At 59.3% G+C, this 14,341-nt stretch carries 15 protein-coding genes; 8 read left to right on the top strand and 7 right to left on the bottom strand.

The features are described 5' to 3' along the window. Positions 1 to 6: 6 nt before the first annotated feature. The 5 genes from pal to glmM all read left to right on the top strand — a co-directional run bounded on the left by pal (position 7) and on the right by glmM (position 6,281). Positions 7 to 486: a peptidoglycan-associated lipoprotein Pal gene (gene pal, locus HKD28_RS02110; protein WP_062029150.1), complete on the top strand. Its 480-nt coding sequence runs from the start codon at positions 7 to 9 to the stop codon at positions 484 to 486. A gap of 144 nt (positions 487 to 630) precedes the next feature. After that, positions 631 to 1,506, top strand: a complete 876-nt coding sequence (locus HKD28_RS02105) for a tetratricopeptide repeat protein (RefSeq protein ID WP_194266664.1) — start codon at positions 631 to 633, stop codon at positions 1,504 to 1,506. Positions 1,507 to 1,517: 11 nt separating this feature from the next. Further along, on the top strand, positions 1,518 to 2,750 hold the full coding sequence (gene tilS / locus HKD28_RS02100; protein WP_235993238.1) for a tRNA lysidine(34) synthetase TilS: 1,233 nt from the start codon (positions 1,518 to 1,520) through the stop codon (positions 2,748 to 2,750). A 171-nt stretch (positions 2,751 to 2,921) separates the two neighbouring features. Continuing rightward, entirely contained in the window at positions 2,922 to 4,826 is a 1,905-nt protein-coding gene (ftsH, locus tag HKD28_RS02095; RefSeq protein WP_099285457.1) for an ATP-dependent zinc metalloprotease FtsH, read from the top strand. Positions 4,827 to 4,922: 96 nt separating this feature from the next. Then, complete coding sequence (gene glmM / locus HKD28_RS02090; RefSeq protein ID WP_194266663.1) at positions 4,923 to 6,281, top strand: phosphoglucosamine mutase; 1,359 nt, start codon at positions 4,923 to 4,925, stop codon at positions 6,279 to 6,281. Between the two features lie 55 nt (positions 6,282 to 6,336). On the opposite strand, the gene HKD28_RS02085 is transcribed toward glmM, so the two are convergent. Next, positions 6,337 to 7,080, bottom strand: coding sequence for a response regulator transcription factor (locus tag HKD28_RS02085; protein WP_194266662.1), 744 nt, complete (start codon positions 7,078 to 7,080; stop codon positions 6,337 to 6,339). 189 nt (positions 7,081 to 7,269) lie between these two features. On the opposite strand from HKD28_RS02085, the gene fliI reads away from it, so the two are divergent. After that, positions 7,270 to 8,628 carry a flagellar protein export ATPase FliI gene (gene fliI, locus HKD28_RS02080; protein WP_194266661.1) on the top strand — a complete coding sequence of 453 codons (1,359 nt, stop codon included), beginning with the start codon at positions 7,270 to 7,272 and terminating at the stop codon, positions 8,626 to 8,628. A gap of 13 nt (positions 8,629 to 8,641) precedes the next feature. Next, the gene (gene fliJ / locus HKD28_RS02075) at positions 8,642 to 9,067 is read left to right on the top strand and encodes a flagellar export protein FliJ (protein ID WP_194266660.1); all 426 of its coding nucleotides are present in this window, start codon (positions 8,642 to 8,644) and stop codon (positions 9,065 to 9,067) included. Here the strand turns inward: fliJ and HKD28_RS02070 are convergent. The 3 genes from HKD28_RS02070 to HKD28_RS02060 all read right to left on the bottom strand — a co-directional run bounded on the left by HKD28_RS02070 (position 9,058) and on the right by HKD28_RS02060 (position 11,387). Next, the gene (locus HKD28_RS02070; RefSeq protein WP_194266659.1) at positions 9,058 to 9,480 is read right to left on the bottom strand and encodes a hypothetical protein; all 423 of its coding nucleotides are present in this window, start codon (positions 9,478 to 9,480) and stop codon (positions 9,058 to 9,060) included. The two genes, fliJ and HKD28_RS02070, sit on opposite strands and share 10 nt — an antisense overlap. Positions 9,481 to 9,546: 66 nt before the next feature. Next, positions 9,547 to 10,107 (bottom strand): hypothetical protein, encoded by a 561-nt coding sequence (locus tag HKD28_RS02065; RefSeq protein ID WP_194266658.1) that lies wholly within the window; start codon positions 10,105 to 10,107, stop codon positions 9,547 to 9,549. Further along, complete coding sequence (locus HKD28_RS02060) at positions 10,104 to 11,387, bottom strand: aminopeptidase (RefSeq protein WP_194266657.1); 1,284 nt, start codon at positions 11,385 to 11,387, stop codon at positions 10,104 to 10,106. Before HKD28_RS02060 ends, HKD28_RS02065 begins: the two co-directional genes overlap by 4 nt. Positions 11,388 to 11,466: 79 nt before the next feature. Here HKD28_RS02060 and HKD28_RS02055 point away from each other — a divergent pair, with 79 nt between their 5' ends. Beyond that, entirely contained in the window at positions 11,467 to 12,285 is an 819-nt protein-coding gene (locus tag HKD28_RS02055; protein ID WP_194266656.1) for a glycosyltransferase, read from the top strand. A 54-nt stretch (positions 12,286 to 12,339) separates the two neighbouring features. Here HKD28_RS02055 and HKD28_RS02050 read toward each other — a convergent pair whose 3' ends face one another. The 3 genes from HKD28_RS02050 to HKD28_RS02040 all read right to left on the bottom strand — a co-directional run bounded on the left by HKD28_RS02050 (position 12,340) and on the right by HKD28_RS02040 (position 14,323). Beyond that, positions 12,340 to 12,615, bottom strand: a complete 276-nt coding sequence (locus HKD28_RS02050) for a hypothetical protein (protein ID WP_194266655.1) — start codon at positions 12,613 to 12,615, stop codon at positions 12,340 to 12,342. A 143-nt stretch (positions 12,616 to 12,758) separates the two neighbouring features. Further along, positions 12,759 to 13,826, bottom strand: a complete 1,068-nt coding sequence (hisC, locus tag HKD28_RS02045; RefSeq protein WP_194266654.1) for a histidinol-phosphate transaminase — start codon at positions 13,824 to 13,826, stop codon at positions 12,759 to 12,761. After that, on the bottom strand, positions 13,823 to 14,323 hold the full coding sequence (locus HKD28_RS02040) for an ankyrin repeat domain-containing protein (protein WP_194266653.1): 501 nt from the start codon (positions 14,321 to 14,323) through the stop codon (positions 13,823 to 13,825). Before HKD28_RS02040 ends, hisC begins: the two co-directional genes overlap by 4 nt. Positions 14,324 to 14,341: the final 18 nt, after the last annotated feature.

Below are 14,341 nucleotides of genomic sequence, written 5' to 3'. Positions count from 1 at the left end.
AGACACATGAAGTTCAAGGTATTTGGCGCGCTTGGTCTGGCGCTTGTTCTCGCAGCCTGTTCCAACGGCAACACCAACAAGGGTGACAGCAATGGCGCAGGCGCCGTCGCTCAGGAAGCTGGCCCGACGCCCGGCAGCGAAGCCGATCTGGTTGCCAATGTCGGCGACCGCGTCTTCTACGAGCTGAACCAGTCCCAGCTCTCTGAAGAAGCCCGCGCTACGCTGGACAAGCAGGCTGCATGGCTCGCAAAGTACCCGCAGGTCAGCATCCAGGTCGCTGGTAACTGCGATGACCGTGGCACGGAAGAGTACAATATTGCTCTCGGCCAGCGTCGTGCAAACGCAGCCCGCGACTATCTGGTCGCCAAGGGCGTGAGCGCTTCGCGCATCACCACGATCTCCTACGGCAAGGATCGTCCGACCGCTGATGGCGACGACGAGCAGGCCTGGGCACAGAACCGTAACGCCATCACGTCTGTTCGCTGAACAGACGTTTCAGGCCTGACGGACTGGGATGATGAGCGGCCGGGGGATTATCCCCCGGCCGTTTCTGTTTTATGACTGGGCGCATGTTGCACGTATGACCTGCCTGCGTGCCCGTGAGTGCGAGTTTGTCTCAGGAGATCCGTTATGGTGCTGTCCCGTTCCCTGCGTGCCGTCTTTCTGGGCACGGCTTTTTCCGTCCTTTCGCCTGTCCTCCCGGCCGTGGCACAGGATGCGCCGGATAGCGGGGAAATTTCCTCACGCGAGGCGATTGCTTTGCAGGATCAAATTGCCTCCCTGCGTCAGCAGCTCTCACAGGTTCAGAATGGCGGCGGCCTGAGTGCCCCCAGTGCGACGGCAGCGGCTCCGGTTTCGGCGGGCGATGGCAACCTGACGGCCCAGCTTCTGGAGCGCGTTTCGGCTCTGGAAGAACAGAACCGCCAGATGCGTGGCGAACTGGATCAGCTCAGCAACTCCGTCCGCGACAATCAGGCCAATGTGTCCAAGCAGATTTCGGACATGCAGTTTGCTTCCCAAAATGGCGGAGGCGGGGCTTCGACACCTGCTCCAGCTAAAACTCCGGCAGCAGCCGAGGACAAAGCCTCCGCTGCTACTCCGGACGCCGCCGAGCAGCCGAAAACCGCTCTGGATGCGTTGAAGGTTGGAAATGCGTCTCTTAGATCCGGGAACTATACGGATGCGGAGAGCAATGCGCGTTTTGCCGTGAAAACAGCCCATAGTCTGTCTGGTAAAGTGGATGCACAGTTCCTTCTGGCCCAGTCTCTGGCAGGACAGAAGCAGTATCGCCAGTCTGCGGTTGCTTATTATGACGCCTATACGAAGGCTCCGAAGTCCCAGAAGGCGCAGGATTCCCTGTTGGGTGTGGCCGCTTCGATGCTGGCGTTGGGGGACAAGAACTCGGCGTGTCAGGCTCTTGATAAGCTGAAATCGGAATTTCCAACCCCTGCGCCGCGGGTGAAGAGCGCCGAGACGACATTCCGGAGCCGTGCTGCCTGTCACTGAAACCCGCGTTGTTGGAAGCAGGACCCGATCATCCGGTCGGGGAATGCGAATTTCAGGGCCTGATGTCAGGTCTCGGCCCTTGGCCACCTGATATCCCGGACGCTCCGATTGCCCTTGCTGTTTCGGGGGGCGCCGACTCCATGGCGCTCGCGTTTCTGGCTCGGCGCTGGCGACGCAATGTCGTGGCTTTCGTGGTTGATCATGCCCTGCGGCCTGAATCGGCTGCCGAAGCACGGCTGACGGTTGAACGGCTTGCCGCCATGGATGTACCCGCCCGCCTCCTGACGCTCGCGCCGTTTCCGAAAGGGCGATTGCAGGAACGGGCGCGCGAGGCACGGTTCGAGGCGCTGGAGGCGGCCTGCGTTGCAGCAGGATGTCTGGATCTTCTTGTGGCACATCATGCGGGCGATCAGGATGAAACCGTGTGGATGCGGAGTCTGCGCGCGAGCGGACCTCTGGGGCTGGGTGGCATTCAGATGAGCGCTGTGCGAGGGCGTATCTGGGTGTTGCGTCCGCTTTTAACGCTCGACCCATCGCGCCTGAGACTGACTTTGAAAGCCGCGGGTCTGCCATGGATCGAGGACCCGTCGAATGCCAACCGACGGTTCGAGCGGGTGCGGTGGCGGCAGGATCTGACACCTGAGCAAAGGCGCAATATCCAGACCCTTCATCTGACGGCACGCCAGGAAAACCGGAGTCGTGAGGTGGTACTGGCCAAAAATCTTGCATCCCATGCCGTCTGGCATCCCGAGGGATGGGTTTTTCTGGAACAGGCCGGGATGAACGAAGAGACTCTGTCCGCTCTGATCCGGCTTGTTTCAGGGCATGCGTACCGCCCCGCGAGAGAGGCCGTACGGCTGTTGCTGGAAAAAGGATGCGGCACGCTGTCTGGCGTTCAGATTCAACCGGCCGGGCGTTTTGGCAGCGGCGTGATCCTCGTTCGAGAGGAACGCGCTCTTGCTGCCCCGCTTGCGGCAAAGGAAGGGTGTGTCTGGGACGGACGCTGGCGTCTGCTGATGCATGATATTCCGGCAGACAGTGTGATCGGACCTTTGGGTGACGCCGTGCACGGACTGGATCTGCGCAGGCTGGGTATTCCCTATGCCGCTGCCCGTTGTCTTCCGGGTGTGTGGCATCAGGGTCGACTGATCCTGTGGCCACGGATAGGGCAAATGCCCGGTGAGACCGATTTTGTCTGGGCTGTCGCGGTTCCCGTAACGGGAGAAAATCATCTCACAGCATAAAAAGATCCTCAAAATCGCAAGAAATGCGTTTTCCTGCCCTTGATGGGGTAGGATCGTGGACGCGGAGGCTTATGTTATGGAGTCAACGCAGAATGTGACCGGTCGGCCAGTTGTGAGGGGTGATCCCGTACTGCATCTGACGGAACAGTCTGAAGGACGACAGAGAGCGAGATGAACAATTTAGGCCGTAACGTCGCGATCTGGGCGGTCATCATCGTGGTCGGAATGGCAGTGCTGACAGCCTTCCAGCCCGGTGGCGGACAGCATGCAGCCCAGCAGATCGCCTATTCCGATTTCATTCATGATGTGGACCAGCATCAGGTGCGTTCGGTTGTGATTCAGGAGCAGAATGTCTCCGGAACCCTGACGAACGGCACGTCTTTCGAGACCTATGCCCCACTTGATCCGAGCCTTCCGGGCCGTCTGACTTCTGCTGGCGTCGAAGTGACCGCCAAGCCGATGGACAGCGGAGAAAGCCCGATTCTGCGTTATGCCAGCGCTTATTTGCCGGTTCTGCTGCTGGTGGGCCTGTGCTTCATGGTTTTCCGCCAGATGCAGGGCGGTGGTGGCCGGGCCATGGGCTTTGGCAAGTCCCGCGCCAAGCTGCTGACGGAAAAGACCGGTCGTGTGACGTTTGAAGACGTTGCGGGCATTGACGAAGCGAAATCCGAGCTTCAGGAAATCGTCGAGTTCCTGCGCGACCCGCAGAAATTCACCCGTCTGGGCGGCAAGATCCCCAAGGGTGCGCTGCTGGTCGGACCTCCGGGCACGGGTAAGACGCTGCTGGCGCGCGCTATTGCGGGCGAGGCCAATGTTCCGTTTTTCACAATTTCCGGCTCGGACTTTGTGGAAATGTTCGTCGGCGTCGGCGCGTCGCGTGTGCGCGACATGTTCGAACAGGGCAAGAAATCCGCGCCCTGCATCATCTTTATTGACGAAATCGACGCCGTAGGCCGCCATCGTGGTGCGGGACTTGGCGGCGGTAACGACGAACGCGAGCAGACTCTGAACCAGATGCTGGTTGAGATGGACGGTTTCGAAAGCAATGAAGGTGTTATCCTGATTGCCGCGACGAACCGTCCGGATGTTCTGGACCCGGCTTTGCTGCGTCCGGGTCGTTTCGACCGTCAGGTCGTGGTGCCGAACCCCGATGTGGCCGGTCGTGAAAAGATCCTGCGCGTTCACATGAAGAAAGTGCCCCTGTCTTCGGATGTGGACCCGAAGGTGATTGCGCGTGGAACGCCGGGTTTTTCGGGTGCGGATCTGTCCAATCTCGTGAACGAAGGGGCCCTTATGGCTGCCCGTCAGGGACGCCGGACCGTGGGTATGGCACAGTTCGAAGAAGCCAAAGACAAGGTCATGATGGGGGCGGAGCGCCGTTCCATGGTCATGACCGAAGACGAAAAGCGCTCGACGGCATATCACGAAGCTGGCCACGCCATCTGCGCGATCTTCACCCCGGGCAGTGATCCGATCCACAAGGCGACGATCGTGCCGCGTGGTCGTGCGCTGGGTCTGGTCATGACACTGCCGGAGAAGGATAACATTTCCTACAGCCGTAAATGGTGCCTGGCCCGACTGGTTATCGCCATGGGTGGCCGCGTTGCCGAAGAAATCATCTTCGGACGTGAGGAAGTCAGCGCCGGGGCATCGGGCGACATCAAAAGTGCGACAGATCTCGCACGGCGGATGGTGACCGAATGGGGCATGAGCGACACGCTGGGCATGATCGCTTATGGCGATAACGGGCAGGAAGTGTTCCTTGGTCATTCCGTGACGCAGAACAAGAATATTTCCGAAGAAACCGCGCGAGAGATCGACAAGGAAGTCAAAGCTCTGATCGATACGGCCTATAAGCAGGCCCATGATCTGCTGACGACGCGCCTTGATGATCTGCATCGTCTGACCGCAGCGTTGCTGGAATATGAAACGCTGACGGGTGACGATGTCGGTCGTATCATGCGCGGCGAGGCTATCGAGCGGACTGCAGATGACGAGCAGGTGCCTGACAACCGTCGTGCGTCCGTTCCGACCACACGTCCCGGCGCGTTTGATCCGGCGCCTCAGGCGGGTTAATCAGGCAACCAATCGCACCAACGGGCGCGTCATTGAGGAAATTATCCTCGGTGCCGCGCCTTTTTTATTTCTGGCAGACAGGCAGGATTTTTCATTATGGCCACCAAGAGGTCTCTGTTCGGTACTGACGGCATCCGGGGGACGGCCAATACCGCGCCCATGACGGTGGAAATCGCGCAGAGACTGGGGCAGGCGGCGGGTCTGTATTTCATGCGGAGCCAGAACCGCCGACACAGCGTCGTTCTGGGCAAGGATACGCGCCTTTCCGGTTATATGCTGGAATGTGCTCTGGTTGCGGGTTTCCTGTCGGCAGGGATGGACGTGATTCTGGTTGGTCCGCTGCCCACGCCTGCGATCGCTATGCTGACCCGTTCTCTCCGGGCTGATCTTGGGGTCATGGTCTCAGCGTCCCACAATCCTTTTACAGATAATGGGATCAAGCTGTTCGGGCCGGATGGTTTCAAACTTTCGGACGAAGTTGAAGGCGAAATCGAAGACCTGATGGCTCAGGATCTTTCTGCCCGACTGGCCTCTCCGGAACGGATTGGACGGGCTTCCCGCCTGACGGATGCGGCTGGTCGTTACATCGAGAACGCAAAGGCGTCGTTCCCACGAGGGTTGCGTCTGGATGGCCTGAAGATCGTCATTGATTGTGCCAATGGCTCTGCTTACCGCGTGGCACCCAAAGCATTGTGGGAACTGGGGGCGGAGGTCATCAAGATCGGCTGTGAGCCGGATGGGCTGAACATCAATGACGGTGTGGGATCGACCCATCCGGAAACTTTGTGTGCGGCGGTGCGGGAACATGGTGCGGATTTCGGCATTGCCCTGGATGGCGATGCGGACCGGGTTCTGATTGCGGATGAAAATGGCGATCTCGTTGATGGAGACCAGATCATCGGTTTGATCGCTTCCTTCTGGAAGCAACATGAACGGTTGCGCGGCAACACTGTGGTTACGACCGTGATGTCCAATATGGGGCTGGAAAAAGCTCTGGCGGAAAAAGGGCTTGAGCTTCAGCGGACATCGGTTGGTGATCGGTATGTCGTGGAGCGGATGCGCGAGATTGGGGCCAATCTCGGAGGTGAGCAGTCCGGACATATGGTTTTGTCGGATTATGCCACGACAGGAGACGGTCTGATCGCCGCCTTGCAGGTTCTGGCCGTGTCTGTGGAAACCAAGCGATCGGCCAGTGAAATCTGCCGTTTCTTCACGCCGTATCCGCAACTCCTGAAAAACGTCCGTTATTCAGGAGCCAGCCCGATGGGCAGTCCAGACCTTGCTGCTGCAAAGGCCTGGGCGGATGAACGCCTGGCCGGGAGTGGCCGTCTTGTTCTGCGCGCCAGCGGAACGGAACCGCTGATTCGCGTTATGGTAGAAGCAGAAGACGAGGCGCTCGTGCATGAAGTGGTTGATCATGTCTGCGATATCATTCGCGCCATTGCTCATGTCTGAAAGCGCCTGACATCACCCGTTATGCGTGTCAGGCTAGTCGTCTGATCTCAAAAGATCAGACGACTGCTTCGACGATGGGTGCGGTGACTGCTGGAGGCAGGCTGGCGAGCGCAGCCGTCTCTGAGACATCGTCTTCCCGCAGGATGTAGCCACGTCCCCAGACGGTGGCGATCAGGTTGCCTGCACCGACATTCTGTAGTTTCCGGCGTAGCTTGCAGATGAAGACGTCAATGATCTTCATTTCCGGTTCATCAATGCCGCCATAAAGGTGATTGAGGAACGCGTCCTTGGTCAGGACGGACCCTTTGCGGATCACCAGAAGCTCCAGAATGGCGTATTCCTTGCCTGTCAGATGCAAGGCTGCGCCATCGACGGTAACATTCTTGCCGTTCAGATCCAGCTCCAGATTGCCGACGCGCAGTTTCGGCTCGGCAAAGCCCCGGGAACGTCGCATGACGGCCTGAAGACGTGCGACCAGTTCGCCTGCGTCATAAGGCTTCGTCATGTAATCGTCAGCACCCATGGAAAAAGCCCGGATCTTGGCCTGGGAGCGAAGCAGCGCCGAAAGGACGAGGATCGGCGTCGTGATCCGTGCTGCCCGGACGCGCCGGATGACTTCGTATCCTTCCAGATCGTTCAGCATCAGTTCGAGCACGACCACGTCATAATCGTAGTGGCGCAGCATCTCGATGGCCTCTTCGCCAGAGGGCGTATGATCGACGGTAAAGGTCGCGTTACGCAGTGTCTGGGACAATGTGGCGGCGGCGGACTGATCGCTATCGACAAGAAGGATACGCATGTTTCAACTCCCGGCTTGGTGAATCAATGGTTACTACCCAAGGTTGTGTCTGTCGATAGACATGGATCAAAAATCGTAAAATTGTCATTATTATTCTCGTTAAAGGGGAACATTAAGCTCCTCTTAACGATAGGGTTGTAGGGTCGGGAAGTCGGAATAATCCGCAGGAAACGGTCGAAAACTGCCTTTATGAGCGATTACGCCAAGCTGCTTGAAATGCTCACGAACTTCACCTGCGACTGGGTTGAAGGAAGCGTGAAAGACGTTGTGGGTCTTTGCATGACCGTGATCGGACTCGATGGATTCATCACGATTGGGGATCGAGTCGCGGTTAAGGCGCGTGACGGGCGGATTATACAATCTGAGGTTGTGGGATTTCAGGGAGATGTTGCGCGCCTAATGTCGTTTGGTACGCTGGATGGGATTGGCCCAGGTTGTGAGGCCAGAATTCCCCTCAGCCGTCGTGACGGTGGCCTGAGAGTTAATTCAAGCTGGCTGGGGCGGGTGGTGGATCCGCTGGGGCAGCCGATTGATGGAAAAGGACCTTTGTTCCCTGCGATCAAGAGTCAGGCGATCCAGTGTCCACCCCCTAACGCGGCCAGTCGGGCACGCCTGGGAGAACGGATTGATCTCGGAGTGCGCGCTCTTGATGCGTTCACGACCTGTCGTCGCGGTCAGAGGCTTGGGCTTTTCGCCGGGTCGGGTGTTGGGAAATCGACCCTGCTCTCAATGCTGGCGCGGGGGGCGGAATGTGATGTCGCCGTGATTTCGCTTGTGGGTGAGCGCGGGCGAGAAGTTCGAGAATTTATTGAGGATGATCTTGGGCCCGAAGGGTTGGCCCGGAGCGTTCTGGTGATTGCAACATCGGATTCACCCCCACTGATGCGTCGTGAAGCAGCGCTGTCTGCCATGGCGATTGCGGAATATTTCCGGGATCAGGGTAAGTCGGTTCTGCTTTTGATGGATAGCGTGACGCGGTTTTGCATGGCGCTGCGTGAAATTGGTCTTTCTGCAGGGGAGCCCCCTGCGACGCGTGGTTACCCGCCTTCCGTGTTTGCCGAACTGCCCCGCCTTCTGGAACGCGCAGGTCCGGGATATCCCGATCAGGGGATGATTACGGCTCTCTTTACTGTGCTGGTGGAGGGAGATGACCAGAACGAGCCGGTTGCGGACGCGGTGCGCGGTATTCTGGATGGTCATATCATTCTGGATCGCAAGATTGGTGAACAGGGACGCTATCCCGCCATTGATGTCCTGCGCTCCCTGTCCCGTGCGGTTCCGGGGTGCAATTCTCTTGAGGAAAACGCCCTTACTCAACGTGCGCGCGCAGCGATGGCGACCTATCAGCGTATGGCGGATATGATCCGTCTTGGTGCTTACAAGTCAGGCACTGATCGTGAGGTTGACGAGGCCATCACGTTGGTGCCCAAGCTGAACCAGTTCCTGTCTCAGGGGCGGAACGAGCGGTCGACGCGTGCGGAGGCTTTTGAACAACTGGCCCAGATTATGCAGACGATTCCGCAAACCACTCCTTTAAATGCGGCGTAAAGGATCCTTCAGGATGGAACACTCACCTCTCGACACTCTCATCACCCTGCGTGAGCAGGAGCTTGATCTGGTTGAAAGAAGCTTTGCGGAGGCCGTTGCGCGTGAGACGGCTGCGGAAGAAAAGCTGTCGGCGGCTCAGGAAGAAATACTGAGCGAGCAGCGGATCGCCTCCAGTCCGACAGCGGGGGATGGTGCTGTGGAAGCCTTCAGCCGCTGGCTTCCTGCCGGGCGGCAGGCTGTTGCCGAAGCGCAGGCACGCTGCCGCGAAGCCGCGCTGGATCGTGAAACTGTGCGGTCGGCACTGATTATTGCGAGAGCTGCCATGGAAGCCGTCAAAACTCTGAAGGAGGAGCGGCAGGAAGAAGAGCGGCAGGCGGAGCTCAAAAAAGAACAGAATGCGCTGGATGAACTGGCCATTCGCCAGTTCAGTCAGTCCTGAGCAGCGTCCCGACCACGGAGTGCTGCCTCGATCTGCGTGGCTGTGCCAATCAGGGCGCAGGCTACGGGATGGGTGCTGTCACGGACGAAGGCCAGAACCAGATCAGGATCGCTGGGAAAAAGATCGCTTTGCAGCGTGGTGACAGGCGTCATTTCGCCCGTCTGCGACGCGTTTTGGGCTGCGTGAGCTAGAATACGGGCGACGGCTTTTTCGAGCGCCGGAAGAAGCACACTGTGGGGAGCATTGTGGTTTGCAGCATGTGTCGCTGTGAGTTCATCCCAGCCTGCTCGGGTGACGAAGGCGGGAATACCATCTGATGGCGTCTCCCGCTCGGCACGAAGAAGGGCGCCGGACTGGGCCATGCCAAGGATATCCAGAGCAGGGAGGAGTGCGGGGTCGAGTTTGATGGGCATTCGGATCTTTTTCGGAGACTGAAGCGGCCATGTCATCCTGCTGGAAACACGGCCGCGGTTTTGTATTCAGTGGGGTGGATTGCCCATGGCCTGCATCAGGGCCGTAACCTGTTGGGGTTGGGCTTTGAAAAGCGCGACATTGGCGGGATTGGGGCTTGGCATTCCGGCTGGAAGCTGGCCGTTGCTGGCGGCAAGGGTCATGCCGAAGGTCGTCATACCCATCACGAAGCTTTCGGGCGTGAAGCCGTGGCTTTGCAGGACAGGCGCAAGTCCGGGAATCTGGCTGATGCGGCTGATTGTCTCGGCCAGTCCTGCGCCATGTGAGTTGGGGGGCTGGATGTTGCGGGCCTGAAGCTCGGCGATCGTTGCTGCCGCACGGGTCATGAAGTCTGGCGGCAGGGGGTATTGCATGGCGCGCTCCATATCGGCACGGACCTGCGGCGGAATCTGAGGAGTCTGCTGCGGAGTTCCCTGAAGCGGCACACTTCCGTCGATTTGGGTCTGGCTTGTGGTGCCCCCCTGAGCAGGGTAGCCGGCTTGCGGATAAGACTGTGCCTGTGCGGCCAGAGGCAGCATCGCTACAGAGACGAAAAGGCCGGTAAGGCCTGTCATGCGGAAAAGCGTCATACCTGCACCCATTCTCCAGCGCGCATCAGCGGCACGCGGTTGCCGTTCTTGAGGCCATCAAGATCGATTTTGTCCGAACCGATCATCCAGTCGATATGAATAAGGGAGTCGTTGACGCCCCGTTCCAGAAGTTCTTCCGGCGTCAGACCTTCGATATCGACCATGCATTTTGTGTAGGCCTGGCCGAGTGCGATATGGCTGGACGCATTCTCATCGAACAGCGTGTTCCGATACAGGATCTTGCTGGCCGAGATGGGCGAGGAATGCGGTACAAGGGCGACTTCGCCAATCCGTGCCGCGCCTTCATCGGTATCGAGAATCCGCTTGAGCACGTCCTCGCCCTGACTGGCGGTTGCTTCGACAATACGGCCGTTTTCAAAGCGCACCGAGATTTCGTCGATCAGAGTTCCCTGATGGAACAGCGGCTTGGTGCTGCTGACGCGTCCGTTGACCTTGCTGCGATGCGGGGTCGTGAAGATTTCCTCGGTCGGGATATTCGGGTTGCAGACGATGCCATTTCCGGATTTTTCCGAGCCGCCTGCCCAGAGATGTCCGTCCGCAAGACCGACTGTCAGATCCGTGCCCGGGCCACTGAAATGCAGGGCATCGAAGCGGCTGTCGTTCATGAATTTCGCCCGGGCATGCAGGGCGGCGTTATGGGCTTTCCACTCGGCGACAGGATCGGCCACGTCCACGCGAGATGCTTTGAAGATACCGTCCCACAGGGCAGCGAGCGCCTCTTCAGGGGGAAGGTTCGGAAAGACCTGTTCGGCCCAGGCCGGTGTGGCGCAGGCGATGATGTTCCAGTTCACGGCAAACTGGGTGATGATTTCCATCGCCGGACGGTTTGCCTTGGAACTGGCGCGGTTGGCGCGTGCGATGCGTTCGGGGTCCTGTCCTTTGAGCAGCGTCGGGTTGGCGCCGGTGATGGCCATGCGGGCTGCGCCTTCACGGAACGCACGCGCCATGCCCTCGGCCAGCCATGTCGGAGCGACGTCGAAGGCGTCGTCCGGGGCGTGGATGAAACGTGCGAGCGTGGTTTCATCATCCGCATACAAGGTCGTGACCAGTGAAGCTCCGGCTTTGTATGCGTGTTCCGTGACGCGTCGGACCAGTGCGACGGCCGTGAGTGGTGCGGTAATGAGGAGCTGCTGGCCCGGCGAGATGTTCAGGCCAACGCGGACGGCGACCTCGCCCAGACGGTCGAGCAGCTGTTCGTGCGAAAAGGTAGAGGGAGCGGACACGTTGGACTCTTTCGCAGTGATCATTCTGACCCTCATGGTGTGCCCTGTAGCGTTGAAGTGCAAGAGAGCAGCGCGTGAGGTGACAGGGCTTTGAGGGCGCAGTATCGTGCCGGACATGAAACCCGGACTTCATATTTTCGCTGATCCAGGCACGCCCGACCAGCGCCCTTTCGATGTGGCGGTTGTCATGCCAAGCCTTCTGAGGCCTACCATTGTCCGAGCGATCCAGTCTGTTTTCCGGCAAGTGGGAGATCTGCGGGTTCAGATCCTTGTCGGTCTGGATTGTCCTCCGGGAGACGGTGCTGACGATCTGATTCAGAGCGCGATTGAAGGACGGCCACCGGGCTGGGCTGTGGAAGTGCTCTGGCCCGGCTATTCCACGTCGCAGCGTCATGGAGGGTTCGGGCGGGCGAGAGACGGCGGCGTATTGCGCAGCGTACTCAGCCAGCTTTCGAATGCTCCGCGCATTGCTTATCTCGACGATGATAACTGGTGGGCGCCAGACCATCTGTCCTCTCTGTTGGCGGCGATTGAAGGACAGGACTGGGCGTGGGCAGGGCGCTGGTTCGTGCATCCGCGGACACTGAAACCAGTCTGTGAGGATCAGTGGGAGTCGGTCGGGATCGGAGGGGGGATTTTCCGCGAAAGCTACGGCGGGTTCGTGGATCCGAACTGCCTGATGATTGACCGGGCACGGGCGCCTGAAGCGCTGGAAATGTGGAATCAGCCCTTGGTCGGGGATAGAACGCAGATGACGGCGGACCGCAATGTTTTCAAAGCATTGATGGATCGTCCGGGAAAACCGACCGGGGAATATACTGCCTATTACGTTCTGACCGAGACGGACGGCCTGCACTCTACGAGGCTACGTTTGATGGGGCCGGCATGGGACCGGGCGTCAGAGACACACGGGGACGCTGTTCAGGTGTCTTGATGCAGAGAGGCTGGTACGGAGGAATTGTCGTACCAGCCTCTCTGCGACCATCCTTTACATGGAACGGATCGTATTACGGCGCGGCGGACGGCGCTGGCGGTCGGACTGGGCGTCCGGGTTTGCGGCCTTCGCGGCTTTTTCGCGCGCAATGGTGCGCAGTTCGATTTCCAGCTCACGAATGCGGCGCTGAATGCTTTCCTTCAGCGTCGGAGACGTGTGGGACTTCATGGAAGCGATCGTTTCCTTGAGGTCCCGAAGCTGCTTTTCCTTTTCGGCCTGATTGCGGCGAATAGGCTGGTTGTCGGACATCTGTCCTTGAAATGCACGCATGTATTCGGTCTTTCCGCATGAAACATTCATGGGCCTCCCGTTCACCCACCCGGAGGGTGGCGGGATGGAGCGCGCATAAACGCGCCCGTCTGGCCCTGTCTGGCTCATGATTATGGGGGACGGAACATTACCGTCCGGTTAATTCAGGATCGGGAGGAGAGGATGTCCCGCAAAACGTCAGTCAGGCGGGTGCAGGATTCGTCCGTTCCGATCGAGATACGCAGCCAGTCCTGGATGCGCGGGGTGGAGAGGTGCCGGACAAGGATCGCACGCTCGCGCAGGGCTGCGGCGATGGCTCCGGCCTTGTGCTCCGGGTGGTGCACAAGAATGAAATTGGCACAGGATGGCAGGACTTGGAAGCCAAGATTTTGCAGTTGCGGAACCAGCCGGTCACGGCTTGCAACGAGGCGGGCCGTGATGTCTGCGAGCCACTCGATATCCTGAATCGCGGCGATGGCCCCGGCCTGTGCCGGGCGGGAGAGGGGATAGGAATTGAAACTGTCCTTGACGCGGATGAGACCCTCGATCAGTTCCGGAGAACCGATCGCAAAGCCCACACGCAGTCCTGCCAGAGCGTAGGACTTTGAGAGCGTCTGGACGACCAGAAGATTGTCATGACGATGTGTCAGTTCAATGGCGGATTGGGCACCGAAATCGACATAGGCTTCGTCGATGATGACGGTCCGGTCAGGATGGCGCTTGAGGAGCGTTTCGATCTGCTCGAGCGACAGGGCGATTCCCGTATTGGCATTCGGGTTGGCGACGGCGATTCCGCCGCAGTCGCCAGTATAGGAGTCGATGTCGATCGTGAAATCGTCATTGAGCGGAATGTGGCGGAACGGCTGGTCGAACAGGCCGCAATAGACCGGATAAAAACCGTAGGTCACATCCGAGAACAGGACCGGCGCATCGTCGTGAAACAGCGCGCGGAAGGCATGGGCCAGAACTTCGTCGGAGCCATTGCCGACGAAAACGCGATCGGCGGTGGTGCCGAACCGGGTCGCAATCGTCTCCCGCAGGTCTGCTGCTGTCGGGTCGGGATAGAGGCGCAGGTCGTCGGACGCCACGTCCCGGATGGCTTGAAGCACTTTCGGGCTCGGACCGTAGGGAGACTCGTTCGTATTGAGCTTCAGCAGGTCCGCGAGTCTGGGCTGTTCGCCCGGTACATAGGGGTGCAGATCCTGAACGCGGCGGTTCCAGAAACGACTCATGCGGACGCTCCGGCGAACAGGCCGGTCATGAGCTGGCGTTCGGCCAGATCACGGGCCGAAACGCCGTCCGCATCCTTCAGGTCCGGGTTTGCTCCGGCGGCAAGAAGCTTTTTCGCCATGTCTTCGCGGTTGAACATGATGGAAAACATCAGCGGTGTGCGACCGGCATGATTGGCGTGATCCACCTCGGCGCCATGATCGAGCAGAAGTGTTGCAATCTCGGTCAGGCCCTTGAACGCGACGCCCGAAAGTGCGGTGGCCCCCTTGAGATCGGTGGCTTCCGTGTCGGCTCCGCGGTCCAGCAGCAGGCGCGTGGCGTCCGTATGGCCGTTGTAGGTGGCGACGATCAGGGCGGTATAGCCACGGCTGTCCGGCGTATCGATGGCCATGCCGGCATCCAGAAACTGGGTCAGGAGGTCGGTATCGCCTTCACGGGCCGCGTCGATGAACAGGGCGGTGATCTGGTCTGACGTGAAAGTGACGTTCTGGGCGTTCATGACGGTTTCCACATGGCG

The sequence above is a fragment of the Gluconobacter cadivus genome, assembly GCF_015244745.1.
Classification (GTDB): Bacteria; Pseudomonadota; Alphaproteobacteria; order Acetobacterales; family Acetobacteraceae; genus Gluconobacter; species Gluconobacter cadivus.
Note: the sequence above shows the minus strand (reverse complement) of the source record. Positions and strands in the feature narration are given on the sequence as shown.

Excerpts from the sequence above, each read along its gene's own strand:
- pal (WP_062029150.1), top strand. The coding sequence starts at position 7 with ATGAAGTTCAAGGTATTTGGCGCGCTTGGTCTGGCGCTTGTTCTCGCA.
- HKD28_RS02105 (WP_194266664.1), top strand. The coding sequence starts at position 631 with ATGGTGCTGTCCCGTTCCCTGCGTGCCGTCTTTCTGGGCACGGCTTTT.
- ftsH (WP_099285457.1), top strand. The coding sequence starts at position 2,922 with ATGAACAATTTAGGCCGTAACGTCGCGATCTGGGCGGTCATCATCGTG.
- glmM (WP_194266663.1), top strand. The coding sequence starts at position 4,923 with ATGGCCACCAAGAGGTCTCTGTTCGGTACTGACGGCATCCGGGGGACG.
- HKD28_RS02085 (WP_194266662.1), bottom strand. The coding sequence starts at position 7,080 with ATGCGTATCCTTCTTGTCGATAGCGATCAGTCCGCCGCCGCCACATTG.
- fliI (WP_194266661.1), top strand. The coding sequence starts at position 7,270 with ATGAGCGATTACGCCAAGCTGCTTGAAATGCTCACGAACTTCACCTGC.
- fliJ (WP_194266660.1), top strand. The coding sequence starts at position 8,642 with ATGGAACACTCACCTCTCGACACTCTCATCACCCTGCGTGAGCAGGAG.
- HKD28_RS02070 (WP_194266659.1), bottom strand. The coding sequence starts at position 9,480 with ATGCCCATCAAACTCGACCCCGCACTCCTCCCTGCTCTGGATATCCTT.
- HKD28_RS02065 (WP_194266658.1), bottom strand. The coding sequence starts at position 10,107 with ATGACGCTTTTCCGCATGACAGGCCTTACCGGCCTTTTCGTCTCTGTA.
- HKD28_RS02060 (WP_194266657.1), bottom strand. The coding sequence starts at position 11,387 with ATGAGGGTCAGAATGATCACTGCGAAAGAGTCCAACGTGTCCGCTCCC.
- HKD28_RS02055 (WP_194266656.1), top strand. The coding sequence starts at position 11,467 with ATGAAACCCGGACTTCATATTTTCGCTGATCCAGGCACGCCCGACCAG.
- HKD28_RS02050 (WP_194266655.1), bottom strand. The coding sequence starts at position 12,615 with ATGCGTGCATTTCAAGGACAGATGTCCGACAACCAGCCTATTCGCCGC.
- hisC (WP_194266654.1), bottom strand. The coding sequence starts at position 13,826 with ATGAGTCGTTTCTGGAACCGCCGCGTTCAGGATCTGCACCCCTATGTA.
- HKD28_RS02040 (WP_194266653.1), bottom strand. The coding sequence starts at position 14,323 with ATGAACGCCCAGAACGTCACTTTCACGTCAGACCAGATCACCGCCCTG.